Source organism: Azospirillum sp. A23, assembly GCF_042938965.1.
In the GTDB taxonomy this organism is placed as follows: Bacteria; Pseudomonadota; Alphaproteobacteria; order Azospirillales; family Azospirillaceae; genus Azospirillum; species Azospirillum melinis.
The window spans coordinates 495,953-513,602 of sequence record NZ_CP170667.1 but is presented as its reverse complement, the minus strand read 5'-3'; the positions used below and the strand labels follow the sequence as shown (position 1 = coordinate 513,602).

General features: G+C 67.2%; 18 protein-coding genes and 3 tRNA genes. 6 read left to right on the top strand and 15 right to left on the bottom strand.

All coding sequences use genetic code 11. The annotated features are described in order from the left end of the window. Positions 1-30 precede the first annotated feature (30 nt). The 3 genes from phbB to ABNQ40_RS19740 all read right to left on the bottom strand — a co-directional run bounded on the left by phbB (position 31) and on the right by ABNQ40_RS19740 (position 3,519). A complete protein-coding gene (gene phbB / locus ABNQ40_RS19750; protein ID WP_063635164.1) occupies positions 31-753 on the bottom strand; it encodes an acetoacetyl-CoA reductase in 723 nt (240 codons plus the stop codon). 148 nt (positions 754-901) lie between these two features. Then, the gene (locus tag ABNQ40_RS19745; protein ID WP_098739226.1) at positions 902-2,077 is read right to left on the bottom strand and encodes an acetyl-CoA C-acetyltransferase; all 1,176 of its coding nucleotides are present in this window, start codon (positions 2,075-2,077) and stop codon (positions 902-904) included. Positions 2,078-2,190: 113 nt separating this feature from the next. Continuing rightward, positions 2,191-3,519: an alpha/beta fold hydrolase gene (locus ABNQ40_RS19740; RefSeq protein ID WP_109048133.1), complete on the bottom strand. Its 1,329-nt coding sequence runs from the start codon at positions 3,517-3,519 to the stop codon at positions 2,191-2,193. 590 nt (positions 3,520-4,109) lie between these two features. On the opposite strand from ABNQ40_RS19740, the gene phaR reads away from it, so the two are divergent. Together phaR and ABNQ40_RS19730 are read left to right on the top strand one after the other, a co-directional pair. Further along, positions 4,110-4,760 carry a polyhydroxyalkanoate synthesis repressor PhaR gene (gene phaR / locus ABNQ40_RS19735; RefSeq protein ID WP_109048134.1) on the top strand — a complete coding sequence of 217 codons (651 nt, stop codon included), beginning with the start codon at positions 4,110-4,112 and terminating at the stop codon, positions 4,758-4,760. 222 nt (positions 4,761-4,982) lie between these two features. Continuing rightward, entirely contained in the window at positions 4,983-5,201 is a 219-nt protein-coding gene (locus ABNQ40_RS19730; protein ID WP_109048135.1) for a hypothetical protein, read from the top strand. 39 nt (positions 5,202-5,240) lie between these two features. On the opposite strand, the gene ABNQ40_RS19725 is transcribed toward ABNQ40_RS19730, so the two are convergent. The 8 genes from ABNQ40_RS19725 to ABNQ40_RS19690 form a co-directional block, all read right to left on the bottom strand. After that, positions 5,241-6,431: a glutathionylspermidine synthase family protein gene (locus ABNQ40_RS19725; protein WP_109048136.1), complete on the bottom strand. Its 1,191-nt coding sequence runs from the start codon at positions 6,429-6,431 to the stop codon at positions 5,241-5,243. 419 nt (positions 6,432-6,850) lie between these two features. Next, positions 6,851-7,231 (bottom strand): hypothetical protein, encoded by a 381-nt coding sequence (locus ABNQ40_RS19720; protein WP_109048137.1) that lies wholly within the window; start codon positions 7,229-7,231, stop codon positions 6,851-6,853. Between the two features lie 281 nt (positions 7,232-7,512). Further along, positions 7,513-7,588: transfer RNA gene (locus tag ABNQ40_RS19715), tRNA-Ala, on the bottom strand. Positions 7,589-7,626: 38 nt separating this feature from the next. Beyond that, a tRNA-Leu gene (locus tag ABNQ40_RS19710) sits at positions 7,627-7,713 on the bottom strand. A 136-nt stretch (positions 7,714-7,849) separates the two neighbouring features. Beyond that, entirely contained in the window at positions 7,850-8,791 is a 942-nt protein-coding gene (locus ABNQ40_RS19705) for a methyltransferase domain-containing protein (RefSeq protein WP_109048983.1), read from the bottom strand. A gap of 212 nt (positions 8,792-9,003) precedes the next feature. Then, positions 9,004-9,972, bottom strand: coding sequence for a penicillin-insensitive murein endopeptidase (mepA, locus tag ABNQ40_RS19700; RefSeq protein WP_247879688.1), 969 nt, complete (start codon positions 9,970-9,972; stop codon positions 9,004-9,006). Between the two features lie 157 nt (positions 9,973-10,129). Next, positions 10,130-11,263, bottom strand: coding sequence for an ABC transporter permease (locus ABNQ40_RS19695; RefSeq protein WP_109048982.1), 1,134 nt, complete (start codon positions 11,261-11,263; stop codon positions 10,130-10,132). Between the two features lie 70 nt (positions 11,264-11,333). After that, positions 11,334-13,127 (bottom strand): ABC transporter transmembrane domain-containing protein, encoded by a 1,794-nt coding sequence (locus tag ABNQ40_RS19690; protein WP_199235492.1) that lies wholly within the window; start codon positions 13,125-13,127, stop codon positions 11,334-11,336. 233 nt (positions 13,128-13,360) lie between these two features. Between ABNQ40_RS19690 and rpmE the strand changes: the two genes are divergently transcribed. Then, the gene (gene rpmE / locus ABNQ40_RS19685) at positions 13,361-13,585 is read left to right on the top strand and encodes a 50S ribosomal protein L31 (protein WP_012974887.1); all 225 of its coding nucleotides are present in this window, start codon (positions 13,361-13,363) and stop codon (positions 13,583-13,585) included. 121 nt (positions 13,586-13,706) lie between these two features. Here rpmE and ABNQ40_RS19680 read toward each other — a convergent pair whose 3' ends face one another. Next, entirely contained in the window at positions 13,707-14,135 is a 429-nt protein-coding gene (locus tag ABNQ40_RS19680; protein WP_098739216.1) for a DUF1465 family protein, read from the bottom strand. A gap of 264 nt (positions 14,136-14,399) precedes the next feature. On the opposite strand from ABNQ40_RS19680, the gene ABNQ40_RS19675 reads away from it, so the two are divergent. Next, positions 14,400-14,888, top strand: a complete 489-nt coding sequence (locus tag ABNQ40_RS19675; RefSeq protein ID WP_391348641.1) for an Hsp20 family protein — start codon at positions 14,400-14,402, stop codon at positions 14,886-14,888. 102 nt (positions 14,889-14,990) lie between these two features. Here the strand turns inward: ABNQ40_RS19675 and ABNQ40_RS19670 are convergent, their stop codons facing one another. From ABNQ40_RS19670 to ABNQ40_RS19660, 3 genes are all read right to left on the bottom strand, one after another. Further along, positions 14,991-15,590 carry a PDC sensor domain-containing protein gene (locus ABNQ40_RS19670; RefSeq protein ID WP_391348639.1) on the bottom strand — a complete coding sequence of 200 codons (600 nt, stop codon included), beginning with the start codon at positions 15,588-15,590 and terminating at the stop codon, positions 14,991-14,993. A gap of 131 nt (positions 15,591-15,721) precedes the next feature. Next, the gene (locus ABNQ40_RS19665) at positions 15,722-16,384 is read right to left on the bottom strand and encodes a hypothetical protein (RefSeq protein WP_391348638.1); all 663 of its coding nucleotides are present in this window, start codon (positions 16,382-16,384) and stop codon (positions 15,722-15,724) included. Positions 16,385-16,639: 255 nt separating this feature from the next. Beyond that, a tRNA-Ser gene (locus tag ABNQ40_RS19660) sits at positions 16,640-16,729 on the bottom strand. 208 nt (positions 16,730-16,937) lie between these two features. Between ABNQ40_RS19660 and rplU the strand changes: the two genes are divergently transcribed. Both rplU and rpmA read left to right on the top strand, forming a co-directional pair. Continuing rightward, positions 16,938-17,255, top strand: a complete 318-nt coding sequence (gene rplU / locus ABNQ40_RS19655) for a 50S ribosomal protein L21 (RefSeq protein WP_391348635.1) — start codon at positions 16,938-16,940, stop codon at positions 17,253-17,255. Positions 17,256-17,311: 56 nt separating this feature from the next. Next, on the top strand, positions 17,312-17,599 hold the full coding sequence (rpmA, locus tag ABNQ40_RS19650; RefSeq protein ID WP_109048977.1) for a 50S ribosomal protein L27: 288 nt from the start codon (positions 17,312-17,314) through the stop codon (positions 17,597-17,599). The last annotated feature ends 51 nt before the right edge of the window (positions 17,600-17,650 follow it).

Below are 17,650 nucleotides of genomic sequence, written 5' to 3'. Positions count from 1 at the left end.
AAAAACCAGGGTGCGAGACCCGGTTCGGGATCAGTACATGTGCTGGCCGCCGTTGACCGACAGGGTCGATCCGGTCATGAAGCCGTTGTCGTCGTCGACGAGGTACAGCACGGCCTTGGCGATCTCCGACGCGCGGCCGAGACGGCCGACCGGGATGCGGGCGACGATCTTTTCCAGCACGTTGGCCGGCACTGCGCGCACCATGTCGGTGTCGATGTAGCCGGGGGCGATGGCGTTGACGGTGATGCCCTTGGCGGCGCTCTCCTGCGCCAGCGCCTTGGTGAAGCCGTGGATGCCGGACTTCGCCGCGGCGTAGTTGACCTGACCGTACTGGCCGGCCTGGCCGTTGACCGAGCCGATGTTGACGATGCGGCCGAAACCACGCTCGCGCATGCCGTCGATGACGTTGCGGCACATGTTGAAGCAGGAAGAGAGGTTGGTGTGGATCACCTTCTCCCACTGATCGTAGGTCATGCGGTGCATCACGCCGTCACGGGTGATGCCGGCGTTGTTGATGAGCACATCGACCGGGCCCAGGTCGGACTCGATCGCGGCGATCCCCTTCTTGCAGGCGTCGAAGTCCGCGACGTCGAACTTGTAAGTCGGGATGCCGGTGCGGGCGGTGAATTCCTCGGCCGCCTGATCGTTGCCGGCATAGTTGGCGGCGACCTTGTAGCCGGCATTCTTCAGGGCGACGGCAACCGCCTCGCCGATGCCGCGGGTGCCACCAGTGACGACTGCAACACGAGCCATAGTTCTTCTCCCCAGATTTAGTGATGGTTGGTTGGTTTCTTTGACTTTTTATTGTTGGGCATGGGACTCCCTCCGCAGGTCCGGCGGATGTCCCAAGCCTTCAAGCGAAGCGGGCCGCTTCCATTTGCGAAAGCGGCCCGTCCGGTCCTCAGTCGCGCTGGACGCAGAGGGCGATGCCCATGCCGCCACCGATGCACAGGGTGGCGAGGCCCTTCTTCGCATCACGCTTCTGCATTTCGAACAGCAGCGTGGTCAGCACGCGGGCACCGGAGGCGCCGACCGGATGGCCGAGCGCGATGGCCCCGCCATTGACGTTGACCTTGCCGGTGTCCCAGCCGAGGTCCTTGTTGACGGCCAGCGCCTGGGCGGCGAAGGCCTCGTTCGCCTCGATCAGGTCGAGGTCGTCGACGGTCCAGCCCGCCTTTTCCAGCGCCTTGCGCGAGGCCGGGATCGGGCCGGTGCCCATGATCGCCGGATCGACGCCGGCGGTCGCCCAGGAAACGATGCGGGCCAGCGGGGTGACGCCGCGCTTGGCCGCGTTCTCCGCCGTCATCAGCACCAGGGCGGCGGCGCCGTCATTGATGCCCGACGCGTTGCCGGCGGTCACGGTGCCGTCCTTCGAGAAGGCCGGGCGCAGCTTGGCCAGCGATTCCTCCGTGGTGCCGTGCTTCGGGTACTCGTCGTCCGAGACGACGACGTCGCCCTTGCGGCCCTTGATGGTGACCGGGACGATCTCGTCCTTGAAGCGGCCGGCCTTCTGGGCAGCCTCGGCCTTCTGCTGGCTGGCGGCGGCGAAGGCGTCCTGCTCCTGGCGGGTCAGCTGCCACTTCTGGGCGACGTTCTCCGCGGTGGTGCCCATGTGATAACCATGGAAGGCGTCGGTCAGACCGTCGCGCAGCATGGTGTCGAGCAGTTCGGCGGACCCCATCTTGGTGCCGTTGCGCAGATGCATGACGTGCGGAGCCATGCTCATGCTTTCCTGGCCGCCGACGACCAGGATATCGGCGTCGCCGTTCTTGATCGCCTGATAGCCGAGAGCCACGGTGCGCAGACCGGACCCGCAGAGCTGGTTGACGCCGATGGCGGTCGCCTCAACCGGGATGCCGGCGTTGACGGCGGCCTGACGGGCCGGATTCTGGCCCTGGCCGGCGGTCAGGATCTGGCCAAAGATCACCTCGTTCACTTCCGCCGCGTCGGTCTTGGCACGGGCCAGCGCTTCGCGGATCGCGACCTCGCCCAGAACATGGGCGGGAACGGCGCTGAGGGCGCCGTTGAAGCTGCCGATGGGCGTACGGGCGGCACCGGCGATGACAACCTCGGTCATTGGACGCTCCTCGAAATAGGACAGTTTTATTATAGCGCTGGTGGGACGCTCGGAGTGATTCTTACCTTAAGTCGGGCAATATGACGGGTGCAAGCTGGCCGAAGGTCGCGGCGCTAACCTGTCGCAGCAAGCCATTCGGCCAGAGGATTCCACACTCCGGTTTCAGCACCGGCGCTCACCACCATACCGATATGGCCAAGCGGCGGGCGCAGGATTCTGGCACCGGGGATCGCGGCGGGCAGCGCCAGGGCGGAAGCCGGCGGGACGATCCGGTCGCGTTCCGGGATGAGGGCAAGCGTCGGCACGCGGATGGCGCCGGGATCGACCGGCAGCCCGGCGACCATCCAGGCCCCCGCCATCGTGTCGTTGCGCCCGTACCAGCCGGCCAGCGCGTCGCGCGCCACCCCGGCCACCAGCGGCACCCCGTCGTTCAGCCAATCCTCCAGCGCGACGAAGGCGGTGGCGGCACGGGAGCCGGGCGCCATGCGGGCGAAGCCGGAGAATTTCTTCAGCGCCAGCAGCGGGTCGAGCTGGGCGAACAGCGCCTGCAGGGCGTCGGTCGGCAGTTCGCCCCAGCGGTCCAGCACCGGGCCCCAAGGCTGGATGAAGGTCGCCACCCGGCGGGCGGTCGCCGCATCCTCCGCATGGAAGTCCCAGGGCGTCGCCATCAGCCCCAACCCGGCGAGCGAGCGCGGCCGGCGCTGCGCCAGAGCCGCGGCCAGCAGCCCGCCCATGCAGTAGCCGACCACCGGGACCGGCGCGCCGGCCATCTCGACGGCGAAGTCCAGCGCGCGTTCCAGCCGTCCGGCGATGTAGTCGGTCAGGGTGAAGCGCCGCTCCAGCGGCCCCGGCCTGCCCCAATCCAGCAGGAGCGGCCGGAAACCATGCGCCACCAGCCAGCGCATCAGGCTCCTGTCGCGCGACAGGTCGAGGATATAGGCGCGGTTGACCAGCGACGGCACGAACAGGACCGGCCGGCCGCCCCCTCTCTGGCCGTAATCCAGCAGGCGCGATCCGCCTTCCGTCCAGACCACCGGCGGATCGGGCAGGTCGCGGCGGTAGGGGTGGCTGCGGTAGCGCTCGACCCCGGTCAGGACGGCGTCGATGCGGCGGCGGATCTCGCGGTCAACCTCCCTGGCCAGACGGTCGCCGGGCCCTGGCGCCCTTTCCTGCGCTCGGTTTTCCTGCGTTCGGGTGCCCTGCATCCGGTCCGCCCGCGCCATGTCCTCCCGTAGCGCCGCCGCCCGGCTCCGCAGGGCCGGGGTCCAGGGAAGCAAGCCGCTCCTCAAGTGCGGCAATGCGGCCGAGGAGCTGAGCAAGCTGGCCAGAGCCGCCGTCAGATGGAGCGCCAGCGGGCGCGGTCCCTGCCGTTTCACCGGTCCCGCTGCCGGATTGGGCGGAGCCTCGCCCGTCTGCCTGTCGTCCGCCAGACGCTCGCTCATCGGAAGGCTGTCCGTGTTGGGGGGAGCCGCTGTTCGGGAATGGCCAGGGGTGGGGATCCCAGCCGGTGCCGGGCATGGAGCCGCCACCGAACGCGCCGAAGCCTGCGTGGCCGAATCCGAACGGCCCCGCCCCCTGCCCCATCATCTGGAACAGGCGGGTCATCATGTCGGCCATTTCCGGATCGGCGGCGCAGGCCGTCCATTGGTCCTGCCACAGGTCCAGGTAGCGGCGCGCCAGCGTTTCGTAGGAAGGCGGGTCGGCGGCGGACGGATCGGAGGAGCGGTCTGGATTCGACGGGTCGGCCATGGCCGGAGTATAGGGGCCGCCGGGCCGGCTTGACCAGCCCGGCATGGCCCCTTACCTGACCTTTCGGGTATCGGCGGGAGGCAGCCGCTTGCGCACCGATCCCCCATCCGCACCGCCGGGCGGAGCGCAACCGCGGCGCTATGCCGCGGCGCAACGCTGGACAAATTGCTATCCCTTCGAGTAGTCCTAATGACGGAACAATTTCCGCCGCCAGTCACGTGTGTTCCGGAACTCCATGACCTGGAACGTGACTGGAACGCGTCCCTTCTTGAAAGACTCAGCGATGGCCGACAAGGAAGACCAGAAGTCCGCTCCGATCACGATCAAGAAGTACGCCAACCGGCGGCTCTACAATACCGCCACCAGCAGCTACGTCACGCTCGACCATCTCTGCCAGATGGTGAAGGACGGGCTGGACTTCGTGGTCTATGACGCGAAGACCGGGGAGGACATCACCCGGTCCGTCCTGACCCAGATCATCGTGGAAGAGGAAAGCAAGGGGCAGAACCTGCTGCCCATCAGCTTCCTGCGCCAGTTGATCGGCTTCTACGGCGACAACATGCAGTCCGTGGTGCCGCGCTATCTGGAATATTCGATGCAGGCCTTCTCGCGCAATCAGGAGCAGATGCGCGACTATTTCCAGAACACGCTGGGCGGCATGTTCCCGTTCGGCCGGCTGGACGAGGTCAGCAAGCAGAACATGGCGATGTTCGAACGCGCCATGCGCATGTTCACTCCCTTCGGCGCCCCCGGCGCCGGGGACGAGGTGCCCGGCGCACAGCGCCCGGCCGGCCAGCCCGGCCAGGGGGGCAACGCCGCGCCCGCCGCCAATCCGGGCGGCGCCACCTTCGACGAACTGCAGAAGCAGATCGACGAATTGCAGAAGCAGATCGCCAGCATCGCCATTCCCGGCAGCAAGTCGGACACGAAGTGACGGGCCGCCGGATCCGTCCGGCAGAACGGGTCCCGGTGGACGGAACGCGAGGAAGGCGGGGTCATACCCCGCCTTTTTCATTGCGCATGCGGGACCGGGCGCGCAGGCTTGCCCCCGTGCATAGGGGGCACCTTCTCGTCCGCGGCGCCGGTCCGGCTGATTTTTCGGCCGGCTGATTTTTTGGATCGACCGGCCCGTCCAACCGTCAGGAGGGAACCGACCATGACCACCGAACTGACCGTTTCGATCACCATGACCAGCGACGATCCGCGTGAGGTCACGCGGTTCGAAAACCTGCTGCGCGACTGGCTCAGCCATCAGCCCGGCGTGGCCGGCATGGCCATCGCCGACCGCGGCAACGATGCGGCGGCCGAAAGCATCTGGCGCGCCGCCCGCAAGGCGACCTTCGGCCCGGCACTGAAGAACCCGTTCGCGCCCTGACGGGTTGTCGGGACAGTCGGCGGGCAATCAGCCCCTAAATCAGCCCCTGAACAGGTGCGGGACCATTGCCGCGTCCGGCCCGACACCGGCCGCCAGCCGCAGGTCGGTGGATTCCCGCACCGCCATGCCCAGGCACTTGTCGCCGACGATCCAGGCGTGCAGGACGGCGCGGGTGTCCTCCTCCCTGAAGCAGGATGGGGTTTCCAGCCAGACGGCACCATGGGCCGCGACATCCTCGCCGATGTCCGGCCCGTCGTCGGCGATCACCTCCCCATGCTGCACCATGCGGGTCGGCGCACCGTCCAGCCCATGCAGGGCGCGCGCGGTCACCCTATCGGCCCCGGCCACGCCGCTGGGGTCCAGCGCCGCACGGCACAGGTTCGGGTGGCGCGGATACAGGTGGGACAGCACCGCCAGCAGGCCGTGGTTCGACCACAACCAGCACCACAGCGGCGACAGCACGCTCATCCCGCTGCTGCGCAGGCGCTGGAGGAACCCGTCGTCGGCCAGCCCGTCCCACGGATAGAGCTTCGCCAGCCAGGAGATCGGCTGTCCCTCGTCGTCGAGGAAGCGGCGGCCGTCCCAGGCGATGGAATGGAGCGGCAGAAGCCGTGTGTCGATGCCGGCCTCCGCCGCGGTGGCGGCGAGATAGACCAGTTCGCCCTCGCGCACCGGGTCGGGGGTGGCGCAGGTCGCATGCATGCGACCGCGGCCGGGCACGCCCGTCGCCAGTTCCTCCCAGCGCTCCACCAGCGCCTCGTGCAGGCCGTTGAACTGGTTGGCGTCAGGCGCCATCGCCTCGCGCCAGTTGCGCTGGATCATTGAGGCGGCGAACAGCCCTTCGGTGGTGTCGTAGTTGCACCCGAGCAGCTTGACGCTGTCGCGCCCATCATAGGCCAGCGTCAACCGGCCAGCCAGCCCGCCCGCCCGTTCGTTGCGCCGTCCGCCGGCCCAGTAATCGACCCAGGACGCTTCCAGCATGCGCGCCAGATCGCCGCGGATGCCGAGCGAGGCGAACAGCTTGTGCTCCATCACATGGCGCACGGCGACGGCGATCATGCTGTGCAGCTCGTCCGCCACGCTTTCGATCAGGTCGATCTGTGAGGCGGTGAACTCATAGACGGTGTCTTCCCGCCAGCCGGCCCCAGCCGACATGGCGCGCACACCATAGGGGTATTTGCGGAGACCCGGGCGCCAGTCGGCCCGCGGCTTCATCGTCGTCCTGCGCATGCCAGTTCCGATCCCCGACCGTCAGTGCCGGCAGGCCGGGCGGCGGGCGCCCGAGGCCCGGCGCATGAAAGGCCACAGGGAAAAGGTGACGGGCGGCATGCTGGTCAACTGTCCACTGGTCAACGGTCAACTCCGGGGGAGGCCAATCCGACGCAGACGCGGATGCTCGCGACGCAATCGCTGCGACGCAAGCGCAGCCTTGCGTATGTAGCCTGCCGCGCCGCAGCGCGCCAGCACGCATCCGCAATAGCCCTCCCCCGACTGCGCGCACCGGGGCCGCATGGGACAAGGGTCAGCTCCGGCCCCTATTCCGGGCCGCCTGCCGCGCAACTCCGACCGTTGCGGCGAAAGGCGGCAGCGGTCCGCACCGGCGGGGACCAGTCGCCGGCACGGGACCGCTGCCTGTCAGCCGGCGCGCGTCAGATCAGCGGCGCCGACGGATGCCGTGCCAGCGAGCGCATCGCCCACAGGGCCAGACGGCCGCGGCGCGGCTTCATCGCAGCAACCGCCCGATGCAGCGGCGGCAATGGCGGAACCGCCGACAGGCCGGGGACCAGCACCGGGCCGTCGTCGCGCGAGCCGCCCATGCGTTGGAGCCGGCGGGCCGACAGCACGATGCGCAACACCTCTTCCTCAGACAGGATCCGGCGGGCCGGGCCGGACGCGAGGCTGGCCGCCTCGCTCAAGGCCGCCCGTTCGGCCAACAGCCCGGTCAGGCCCTTGGCAGCCGCCGTCAGTGCAGCTTCGTCGTAAAGGGCGAGGACAAGCGTCCTCAACCCGTGTTCCATCCGTGTGGACATGGCGGGCGCTCCGGAAAAATCGGAATGGCGTGCGATGTGGGTGCGTGTTTTTGTCGAAGCGTGCAGAAGAGAGTTTGCGGTTCGACAGGCGCGATTATCCGTGCGCGGCACCCGTTCGGCCATGCGCCCCAAGGTGGTAACACCCTGTCTGCGCCTTCCTGATGCGGAAAGGCCACAGTGGCTGTACCGATAAAGATCCCGGCGAGTTCAGCGGGGATCGGGGCGAATTCGAAAGATCGAGGATTGGCCGGGAATTTTCCGCCCCGGCAGGCGGCAGAGAATGGTGGAGCCAAGGAGGATCGAACTCCTGACCTCTACAATGCCATTGTAGCGCTCTCCCAGCTGAGCTATGGCCCCACTATACTTCTCTTACTCTTCACCAACACTGAAAGTGTTGGTGCGCTTGGAGGGACTCGAACCCCCACGGCCTTTCAGCCACTAGGACCTGAACCTAGCGCGTCTACCAATTCCGCCACAAGCGCGTCCGCGTTTCTTGGGGTCACGCGGGGCGCTCTATGTACCCAGAGCCGCGGCCACGCTCAAGTGAAAAAATGCAATTGCGCAAAAGTTTTTTCGGGAGGCACGGCAGAGGGGCACGCGCTCCCTACTCCGCCGGCCCTACTCCGCCGGCTTGATCGCGTAGAAGCGGTAGACCCGCACGCCGGCCTCGATGGCAGCGACGCGGCGGGCCCACAGCTCGACCTCCTCCATCACCGCCAGCTTGGTCGGGGTGTCGAGCTGGAATTTCTCCAGATGCTCGACCAGCCCCTGGATGGCGGACAGGATCAGGCCGCGGTGGGTGTCAGTGATGTCCTCGGCGATGCGCAGGTCGAGGTTGCGCTGGGCGAACGCATTGGCCATGCGGTCCTTAGGCCAGAGGTTCGGGGTCAGCGGCTCCTTGTCGCACCAGCTCTGCACCGCCTTTGCCCCCATCACATCCGCTTCGGCGATGTAATCGGTGATCAGCAGATGGCCGCGCGGCTTCAGCGCCAGTTCCATCCCGTCGAACATCTGCTCCTTGTCACGGACGAAGAACAGGCCTTCCTTGTAGACGATGGCGTCGACGCGCTTGGGATAGCCGAAATGCTCGGGGTTGAAGGTTTCAACGGGCGCCTTCTTCTCCAGACCAAGCTTGAAGGAGCGGACCATGCCCTCCTTGGCCAGCAGCTCCGACGCCTCCAGCCCGGTGACCCAGCAGCCGTATTTGCCGGCCATGGTGCGGCTGGTGCCGCCCAGCCCGGCCGCAAGGTCCAGCACGCTCATCGCCGGGTTCAGGCCCAGCGGCTTGACCAGATAGGGGATATGGTCGGCGCCGCCGGGGGTGTTAAAGCCCTCGCCCCACATCTTCTCGGCCACCTCGATGCGGGTGGCGGTCCACAGCGGCTTGCCCCAGCGGTTCATGCCCGGACCGGGAGCGGCAGGCTGCGGCTGTTCCGGTTCGGGCGCCGGCTCATCGCCTTTCTTCGCCTTCATGCCGGACAGGTCATAGCCTTCCCACCACGCATACAGGCGCGTCTTCAGGCTCGGTCCGTGTCCGGACGCTCCGTCCTTGTCCGTCATTTCCCCATGTCCGTCATCGCCGTGGCACCCCATCCGCCGAACGACTCCCGGCACCGCCGACCACCCCCGGCCGGCAGCACCCGGCGCAGCATCCTTGCGGTTGTCCGACACACACCGGACACTCCATCCACAAGAATCTCGCCGATGTCAGGTTAGACGGACGTTAATTGCATGCAAGTGGAAAAATTTCTCCGCGGAAACACGCCAACCCGTCAGCGCGAGGCCTTGGCCGGCGCCGCGGCGGAGTCGGCCAGCGATGCCATGCGGGTGCCTGCCGCATTCAGCACGGGAGCGCAGGCTGCCGGCATCTTGCGGACCACCCGTGGCTCCGGCTTGTAGCCCGGCGGATGCTCGATGGCGGGAGCGGCGCTGTCCAGCCAGGACATCAGCTCGTCCCCGCAGCCGTCGCCTTCCGGCTGGGCATCCTGCTGCTCGCACTGCGGACTGCCGGCGGGGCAGCCCAGCCGGATGTGCATGTGACCGTCATGGCCGTGCCAGGGGCGCAGCTTGTTCAGAAAGCTGCGGTCGGCCCAACTGCGCTGGCACATCGCCAGCTTGATCGCCGGGTTGACGAAGATGCGGGTGACACGGGCATCGCTGGCGGCGATCTGGATCATCTTCGCCTGACGGTCCGACCAGTCCTCGGTGACCCGCATACGGTCGTAATCGACATATTTGATCTCGTCCAGCCGCTCGCGGCCGGCACGGCCCATCGGCGGCAGGTCCAGACGCAGCCAGACGTCGGCATCCAGGCCGATCTGGTGGCTGGCATGGCCCGACGGCATCGGCCCGCCGCGCGCCTGCCCCATGTCACCGATCAGCGCGGTGCCCAGCCCGGAGAGCGCCACCCGCTGCCCGAAGTCGCGCAGCATGTCGACCAGCACCGGATGTCCATAATTGCGTTGGCGCGACAGGCGGATCACCTGATAGCCGACGCCCTCCGGCGGCAGGGCACGGGCACCCGCGATGCAGCCGGCGGCATAGCCGCCGATGGACTTGGCCGCTCCCAGCGAGGGGCCGGTCACCGCCCCCCAGGCGACGCTGGTGGCATAGGCCGGGATCGGCACCGGCTTCTTCTTGCGCGATTTGGCGTCGGCCTCGCCCGCCGCCAGCAGGGCGACAGCCAGCCCGACGCACGCGACCAGTTTGAAGGCACGCCCGCCAAAAGCGCGAAAACCCATCTCTGCCCCCCGCATCGCCGTCGCCAGCACCGCCACTGTTACGGCTATAGCGGAGTCGTGGTTAAGGAATGATGGAGGAGGCACCCCGGCGCCACAACTGAACGGATAGGCGCAAAGCCGGGCCATCGGTGGTGCGCCCCATGGCGGTTCCCGCGGCTCAATCCAGCGTCTGGCGATAGCGTTTCAGCGCCACCACCATGACCACCGTCAAGAACAGGGCCAGCGCCAGCACCTCCGCCGCGATCTCCGCCAGCCCGTTCCCCTTCAGCAGGATGCCGCGGACGATGCGCAGGAAATGGGTCAGCGGCAGGATTTCCCCCACCGCCTGCGCCCAGCCGGGCATGCCGCGGAAGGGAAACATGAAGCCGGACAGCAGCATCGACGGCAGGAAGAAGAAGAAGGACATCTGCATCGCCTGCAACTGGTTGCGCGCCAGCGTGGAGAAGGTGAAGCCGACGGCCAGATTGGCGGCGATGAACAAAATCAGCACGGCGGACAGCAGGCCCAGGCTGCCGACGATCGGCACGTCGAACAGCAGCCGCGCCGCCACGACGATCAGCAGCACCTGGACATAGCCGACGACGACGAAGGGCACGATCTTGCCCAGCATCACCTCGAACGGGCGCACCGGCATCGCCAGCAGGTTCTCCATGGTCCCGCGCTCCCGCTCGCGGGTGACGGCGAGCGCCGTCATCATCACCATGGTCATGGTCAGCACCACGCCCATCAGGCCGGGCACCACATTGTACTGGGTGATGCCTTCCGGGTTGTAGCGGCGGTGGACGCGCAGTTCGACCGGGTCGGGACCGGTTCGCAAGGTCGCCAGCGGCCCGGTCAGGTCCGGGTTCAGCGCCTGGCGGGCGATGGCGGTCAGCGCCGACAGGGCGTTGCTGGTCGCCGCCGGGTCGGTGGCATCGGCCTCCACCAGCAGAACCGGGCGGGTGCCGCGCTGGAGGTCGCGGGCAAAGCCGGGAGGGATGGTGACGGCGAACTGCACCTCCCCTTCCGCCAGCAGCCGGTCGATCTCGGCCTCCGATGTGGCGGTCCGGGTGATGGCGAAGTAGCGGGAATTCTCCATCGCCGCGACCAGCGTCCGGACGAAGGGGCTGGAGTCGGCGACCAGAAGCGCGGTCGGCAGCGCCTTCGGGTCGGAGTTGATGGCGAAGCCGAACAGGATCAGTTGCAGGATCGGCACCCCCACCATCATGGCGAAGGTCAGCCGGTCGCGCCGCATCTGGATGAATTCCTTCACCATCACCGCCATCAGGCGGCCCGCCGATATCCGCGCCATCGCATTGCCTCACAGGGCTGGGGATGGCGGCAAGGGTAGCGCGGTCGGCCGGAGGCGTCGATGTCCCCCCTTAGGCCACCCCGTCCGCGCGGTCGAACTGCAATGCCGCCAGCCTCGCATAGAGCCCGCCTTGCGCCACCAGCTCGCCATGGGTGCCGGTCTCCACCACGCGGCCCTTGTCCATCACCACGATGCGGTCGGCGTTCAGCACCGTCGCCAGCCGGTGGGCGACGATCAGGGTGGTGCGGCCATGCATCAACCGGTCGAGCGCGTCCTGCACCATTCGCTCGCTTTCGGCATCCAGCGCGCTGGTCGCCTCGTCCAGCAGCAGCACTGGCGGGTCGCGCAGGATGGCGCGGGCGATGGCGAGACGCTGGCGCTGGCCGCCCGACAGCCGCACGCCCTTCTCGCCCAGGAAGGTGCCGAACCCCTCCGGCAGCGCATCGAGGAAGTCCAGCGCATGGGCGGCCTCGGCGGCGGCGCGCACCTCGGCATCCGACGCGTCGGGCCGGCCGTAGCGGATGTTCTCCCAGGCGTTGGCGGAGAAGACCACCGGGTCCTGCGCGACGAGGCCGAGGCGGCGGCGCACATCCACCGGATCGGCATCGCGCACATCGACCCCGTCGAGCCGCACCGAACCGGCCTGAGGGTCGTAATAGCGCAGCAGAAGCTGGAACACCGTCGATTTGCCGGCCCCCGACGGGCCGACCAGAGCCACCCGCTCGCCCGGCTTCACATCCAGCGAGAAGCCTTCCAGCGCCGCCCAGTCGGGGCGCGACGGGTAGTGGAAGCGGACATTGTCGAAGGACAGCGCTCCCGCCGCCGGGCTGGGCAACGGCTTCGGTGCGGCCGGGGCACGGATATCCGACTCGACGGACAGCAGGCCGAACAGACGCTCGGTGGCGCCGGCCGCGCGCTGGAGGTCGCCGATCACCTCGCTGATGGCGCCGACCGATCCGGCGACCACCACGGAATAGATGACGAAGGCCGACAGTTGGCCCGGCGTGATGCGCCCCGCCACCACGTCATGACCGCCGATCCACAGGATGATGCCGACGGCGCCGAAGACCAGAACGATGACGATCACCGTCATCACCGCCCGCACCCGCACCCGGCGGATGGCGACGTCGAAGGCCTCCTCCACCCGTTTGCCGAACAGGGTGCGGTCGATGGCCTCGTGGGTGTAGGCCTGGACCGTGCGGATGGCGGCCAGCGTCTCCTCCACGAAGGACCCGATGTCGGCGATGCGGTCCTGACTGTCGCGCGACAGCTTGCGCACCCGCCGGCCGAAGAAAATGATCGGTGCCACCACCAGCGGAACCACCAGCGCCACCAGCCCGGTCAGCTTGGGCGAGGTGATCAGCAGCATGCCGGTGCCGCCGAGGAACAGCAGCGCGTTGCGCAGCGCGATGGAGGCGGACGAGCCGACCACCACCTGCAACAGCGTGGTGTCGGTGGTCAGGCGCGACAGGATCTCGCCGGTCTTGGTCGTCTCGAAGAAGCCGGGCGACAGGGTCAGCACATGGTCGTAGACGGCGCGCCGGATGTCGGCGACCACCCGTTCGCCGATCCAGCTGACCAGATAGAAGCGGCCATAGGTCGAGGCCGCCATCAGCGCGATCACCGCCAGCAGCACTAGAAGCGAGCGGTCGAGCAGCGAGGTGTCGCCGCCGGCGAAACCCTGGTCGATCAGCACCCGCATCCCCTGCCCCAGCCCCAGCACGGTGCCGGCGGCCACGGTCAGCGCCACCATGGCGCCCAGGATGCGCCACTTGTAGGGAAGCAGGAACGGCACCAGCCGGCGCAGGGGGCCGAGGTCGCGGCGGCGGGCATCCGCCTCGCCACGGGCGGAGGCGGCGATCATGTCGGGGGAGGGTTGGCGAGCCACGCGGTTCCCGCTTGTCTGTTGGGGTTATTGATGCGGATCGGTGGCATATAGCGCGGTGCGGCGACGCCAACAAGGCGATGGACGGGCGAAACCGCCGCAGAAATGGCCTTGGAACCCGCCGAAGACTCCGCGAACGAGGCTCGATTCCGGGGTTGCACCGGCGAAGGCGTTTTGGTATAGACGCCGCTCGCTTTGCAGGAACCCCGGCCATGAAGACTGACATCCATCCCGACTATCACGAGATCACCGTGGTCATGACCGACGGCAGCTCGTTCACGACCCGCTCCACCATGGGCAAGCCGGGCGACACGCTGCGCCTCGACATCGACCCGAAGTCTCACCCGGCCTGGACCGGTGTGCAGAAGCTGCTGGACACCGGCGGGCAGATCGCCAAGTTCAACAAGCGCTTCGCGAACTTCGGCCTCAAGAAGTAAGCGTTACCGCACTTCTATCCTGCCGATGCGAAAAGGGCGCCCGACCGGTTCGGACGCCCTTTTCGTTTGTGCTTTTCCGTTTGCATATGGCGCGGCGGCTGCCTTTCACCCCACCGCAAGCTTACCCCACAGCCGCCGCGGCGGCCTCGCGCTCCACATCGGCGCGGACCATAGCGTCGAGCCGGTGGACACGCATATAGAGGCTGTGGCTGCGTTCCAGCAGGCTGCGCAGGCCGGACGGCAGTTCCTCGTTGTCGGGGCCGCTGGGGTCGGAACAGATCTCGCCGCCGGACAGCGCGAAATCCTCGCTCGCCGCCTGCTCCTTCGACATCTCGCCGGCATGAACCGCCTTCTGCGCCAGCAGCCACGCCATCACCTGGGTCAGGCGGCTGGTCACCCGCATGGATTCGTAGGAAATCTGCAAGCGCACCTGAGGCGGCAGCTTCCGGTGTTCGGCCGCATCATGATAGGCGATGTAATTCCGCGCCTCGATCAAGAGGGCCATGGTCTCGTCGTAGGGACCGTTGAAGAAGAAGGTGTGCGAAGTCATGGTCGTCGGCCCCCTCCCGCGGACTTACGGCCCTAGCGTGAGCCTTGCCGCAACTGATTAACAATTGGTGACTGGGCGGTACCCGGCAACCCCAGGCGGGGTCTGGCCGGCGTTCGTGCGACCGCCCTCTTGAACAGGAAAAAGCATCGATTATCTCTCGCTCGTCAGGCGGATGCCCATACGGGGTCCGCCTCCAACCCCACCTTCGAGGACCGACCAGACCGTGGTCCTCGGTGGCCGTATCGCTCTTTCGGAGGATATGTCATGCGTAGCTACGACCTTTCGCCGCTGTTCCGTTCCACCGTCGGTTTTGACCGCCTGTCGCGTCTGCTGGAGACCGCGACCACCGGTGACGAGGCGGCGTCCTATCCGCCCTACAACATCGAAAAGCTGAGCGAAGATTCGTACCGGATCACCATGGCCGTTGCCGGCTTTGGTCTGGACGACCTCGGCATCGTCGCTCACCAGAACTCGTTGACCGTCACTGGTAAAGCTAAGAAGGACGAGCCGACCGGCCAATTCCTCTACCGGGGTATCGCCGGGCGCGCGTTCGAGCGCCGCTTTCAGCTGGCCGATTTCATCAAGGTGACCAGTGCGTCTCTTCAGAATGGCCTTCTGCACATCGAGCTGGCGCGCGAGGTACCCGAAGCGATGAAGCCGCGGAGCATTCCGATCGTCAACGCCACCGGCACCCAGGCGGTGGAGGTCGAGGCGCCTGCTCCGGCCCCCGCGCTGACCCAACAGGCGGCCTGACGCCCTGACGCGGTCCGTCCGCTCCCGAAGCGGACATGAAAACGGCGCCCCGGACCATCCGGGGCGCCGTTTGCTTTGCTGAACCGCCGCTGTGGGTGGCGCCTATTGGCCCAGCTTCGCGGTGTCCAGAACGATCATCGCCACGCCGATCTTCTGCTTGCCCGCCGGGTCCATCACCGGAACGCTGGCCTCGGTCAGCATGGCGCCGGTCTTGTCGTCCTTCTCCGGGTCGGTCATGTAGAGATCGGCATTGCCGGTGAAGATCTTCTGCCATTTCGGCTCGTCGCCCTGCCAGAAGTCGGAGGTCCCGGCGGTCTGGCCGACATTCAGCCCATGGTCGTCCATCAGAAGAATTTCGACGATCCGGCCATTGCTGCCGGCGACGACCTGCTTCAGCTGCTTGGACACCGCATTCGCCGAGACCTCATCGAAGGCCGGGTTGGCGCCTCCCGCCTTGGCCGCCGCCTTCCACCTGTTGTCCATCTCGTCGATCTTGGCCTGGGCGATGCCGGCATTCCTGCTGTTCTGCGATTTCACCGCGCCCACCACCGCCGGATCGGCCAGCCAGGGCTGGGCCTGCTGGCTGACCGCCTTGCGCACTGCGCCTTCCAGCGCGGGATCCGCGGCGGACGCCATCGAGAGCGTGCCTGCGCACAGAAGGGAAATCGCGCAGCCGGCGATCCAGTATCGAGCGTGCGTCATGTGATGTCCTCCCAGTCGTTTGGCCCAGTCATGGGCGGGGCGATGGTCGGACTCCCGATGCCGGCGCCACAGCGTCGGGGCTTGTTTTTCCGTCAAACGGAAGATCCGTGATGTCAACTAAATGTCGGAGATCACTGACGTGGAAAACTGTCCGGCGGCGCCAGCACCCACTCGGCGTAACCGGCGCGCAGCAGCTCAAAGGCAGCGACCAGCCCGGCGGCCCCGGCATAGGCGGTGACCAGCACCTGTTCCGGCGATACCTGCGCCCCGAAAACGATCAGCAAAGCGCCAAGGAATGGCCCGCCCAACAGGAATGCCGCCAGCCACAGCGGTTCGGCCGACAGCCAGGCGCTGAGCACCGTGCGGGTCCGCTGCGACAGGCGCAGCAGTCCGCCGGCCTTGGCGTCGAGCGCCTCAAGGCTGCCGGCGCGCAACTCCGCCAGCCGCCGGCCATCGCCGTCGATGAAGACGACCTCCACCTTCATGCCATGGCGGCGGACAGAGGCGCGCACCGAGTCGCCGAGCCGCGTCTCCAGCAGGATTGCGTTGCCGCCCAGCGCAGGCAGAGCGTCGCGCACCTCCTCCGGCGGCTCGCCCCATTCGCGCAGCGCCGCCAGGATGACACGGGGGTCGTCGCAGGGAATCGCATCCATATGGATCACCCGCCCCTGCGGCGCCGTCACCTTCAGGACCAGCACCTGCTCCGCCGGATCGTGGGTGCCTTCGACGCGCAGGCCGCCGTCGACGACATAGGAGAAGCGCAGGCACCCATCGTGACGGCTGAGCGTGTTCATATGGCGGCACCCCTCCGGTCGCATCCCTGGCGGATCGCACCGAAGGGATCTGGGCGTTGGCGTTGAGATGACCAACAAACCAGCCGGGGGAACGGCCATCGCGACGGCCCGGAGAAAAAGGGGATGCCCAACCGGAAAAGACCGGGGCGGCCGAGAGAAAGGCAGCCGAGACGAAGGCGGCCAGAAACCGGACAAGAAAAAAGCGCCTAGCCGGTGCGGCTGGCGCTTTGCAATTTACTCTCTCGTGAGAGAGAATGGCGGATGGGGGGAGATTCGAACTCCCGATACCCGCGAGGGTATGCCGCATTTCGAGTGCGGTGCATTCAACCGCTCTGCCACCCATCCGCTGCCCCGTTTGGCGGGGTGGGCGGAACCTATATAAACGCCTCCGGCCGCGCAAGCCTTTTTTGCAGAAAAATGCGAAGCTTTTCGGCCGTATCCCTGTTGACTCTCAGGCCACCTTGAGTATAGATCGTCGCTCCCATGAACGGGCTTGCGCATCGAACGGTGGGCGAGAAGCCCGCCGTTTGTTTTGACATAGGCAGTGACGACAATGTTTGCAGTGATCCGCACCGGCGGCAAGCAGTACAAGGTCGCCAATGGCGACGTGATCCGTGTTGAGAAGCTCGAGGCCGATGCTGGCGCCTCCATCACGCTCGATGACGTGCTGATGGTCGGCGACGCAGGCAACACCACCATTGGCACCCCGACCGTGGCCGGCGCCTCGGTCCTCGCCGAGGTCGTCGCCCAGGATCGCGGCCCGAAGATCATCGTCTTCAAGAAGAAGCGCCGCCAGAACTATCGCCGTAAGAACGGCCACCGCCAGGACCTGACCGTCCTGCGCATCACCGGCATCAACGGCGCGGCCTGATCCGGGGCTTCCGGTCAAGCTTCCAGGCGCATCTTCAGTATTAGGAGCAACACCCCATGGCACACAAAAAGGCAGGCGGCTCGTCCCGCAACGGCCGTGACTCCGCCGGTCGCCGTCTCGGCGTGAAGCGTTTCGGCGGCGAGAACGTCGTCTCCGGCAACATCATCGTCCGTCAGCGTGGCACGAAGTTCCACCCGGGCGAAAATGTCGGCCTCGGCCGCGACCACACCATCTTCGCGATGGCCGACGGTCAGGTTTACTTCAAGCACAGCTCGAACGGCCGCACCTTCGTGAACGTCGTTCCGGCCAACGACCAGGAAGTTCCGGCCGTCGCCGCCGAGTGATCGGGCCGAACAACCAGTAAGGTCGTTGCGCGGCCTGTGTCGCAGGCCTGC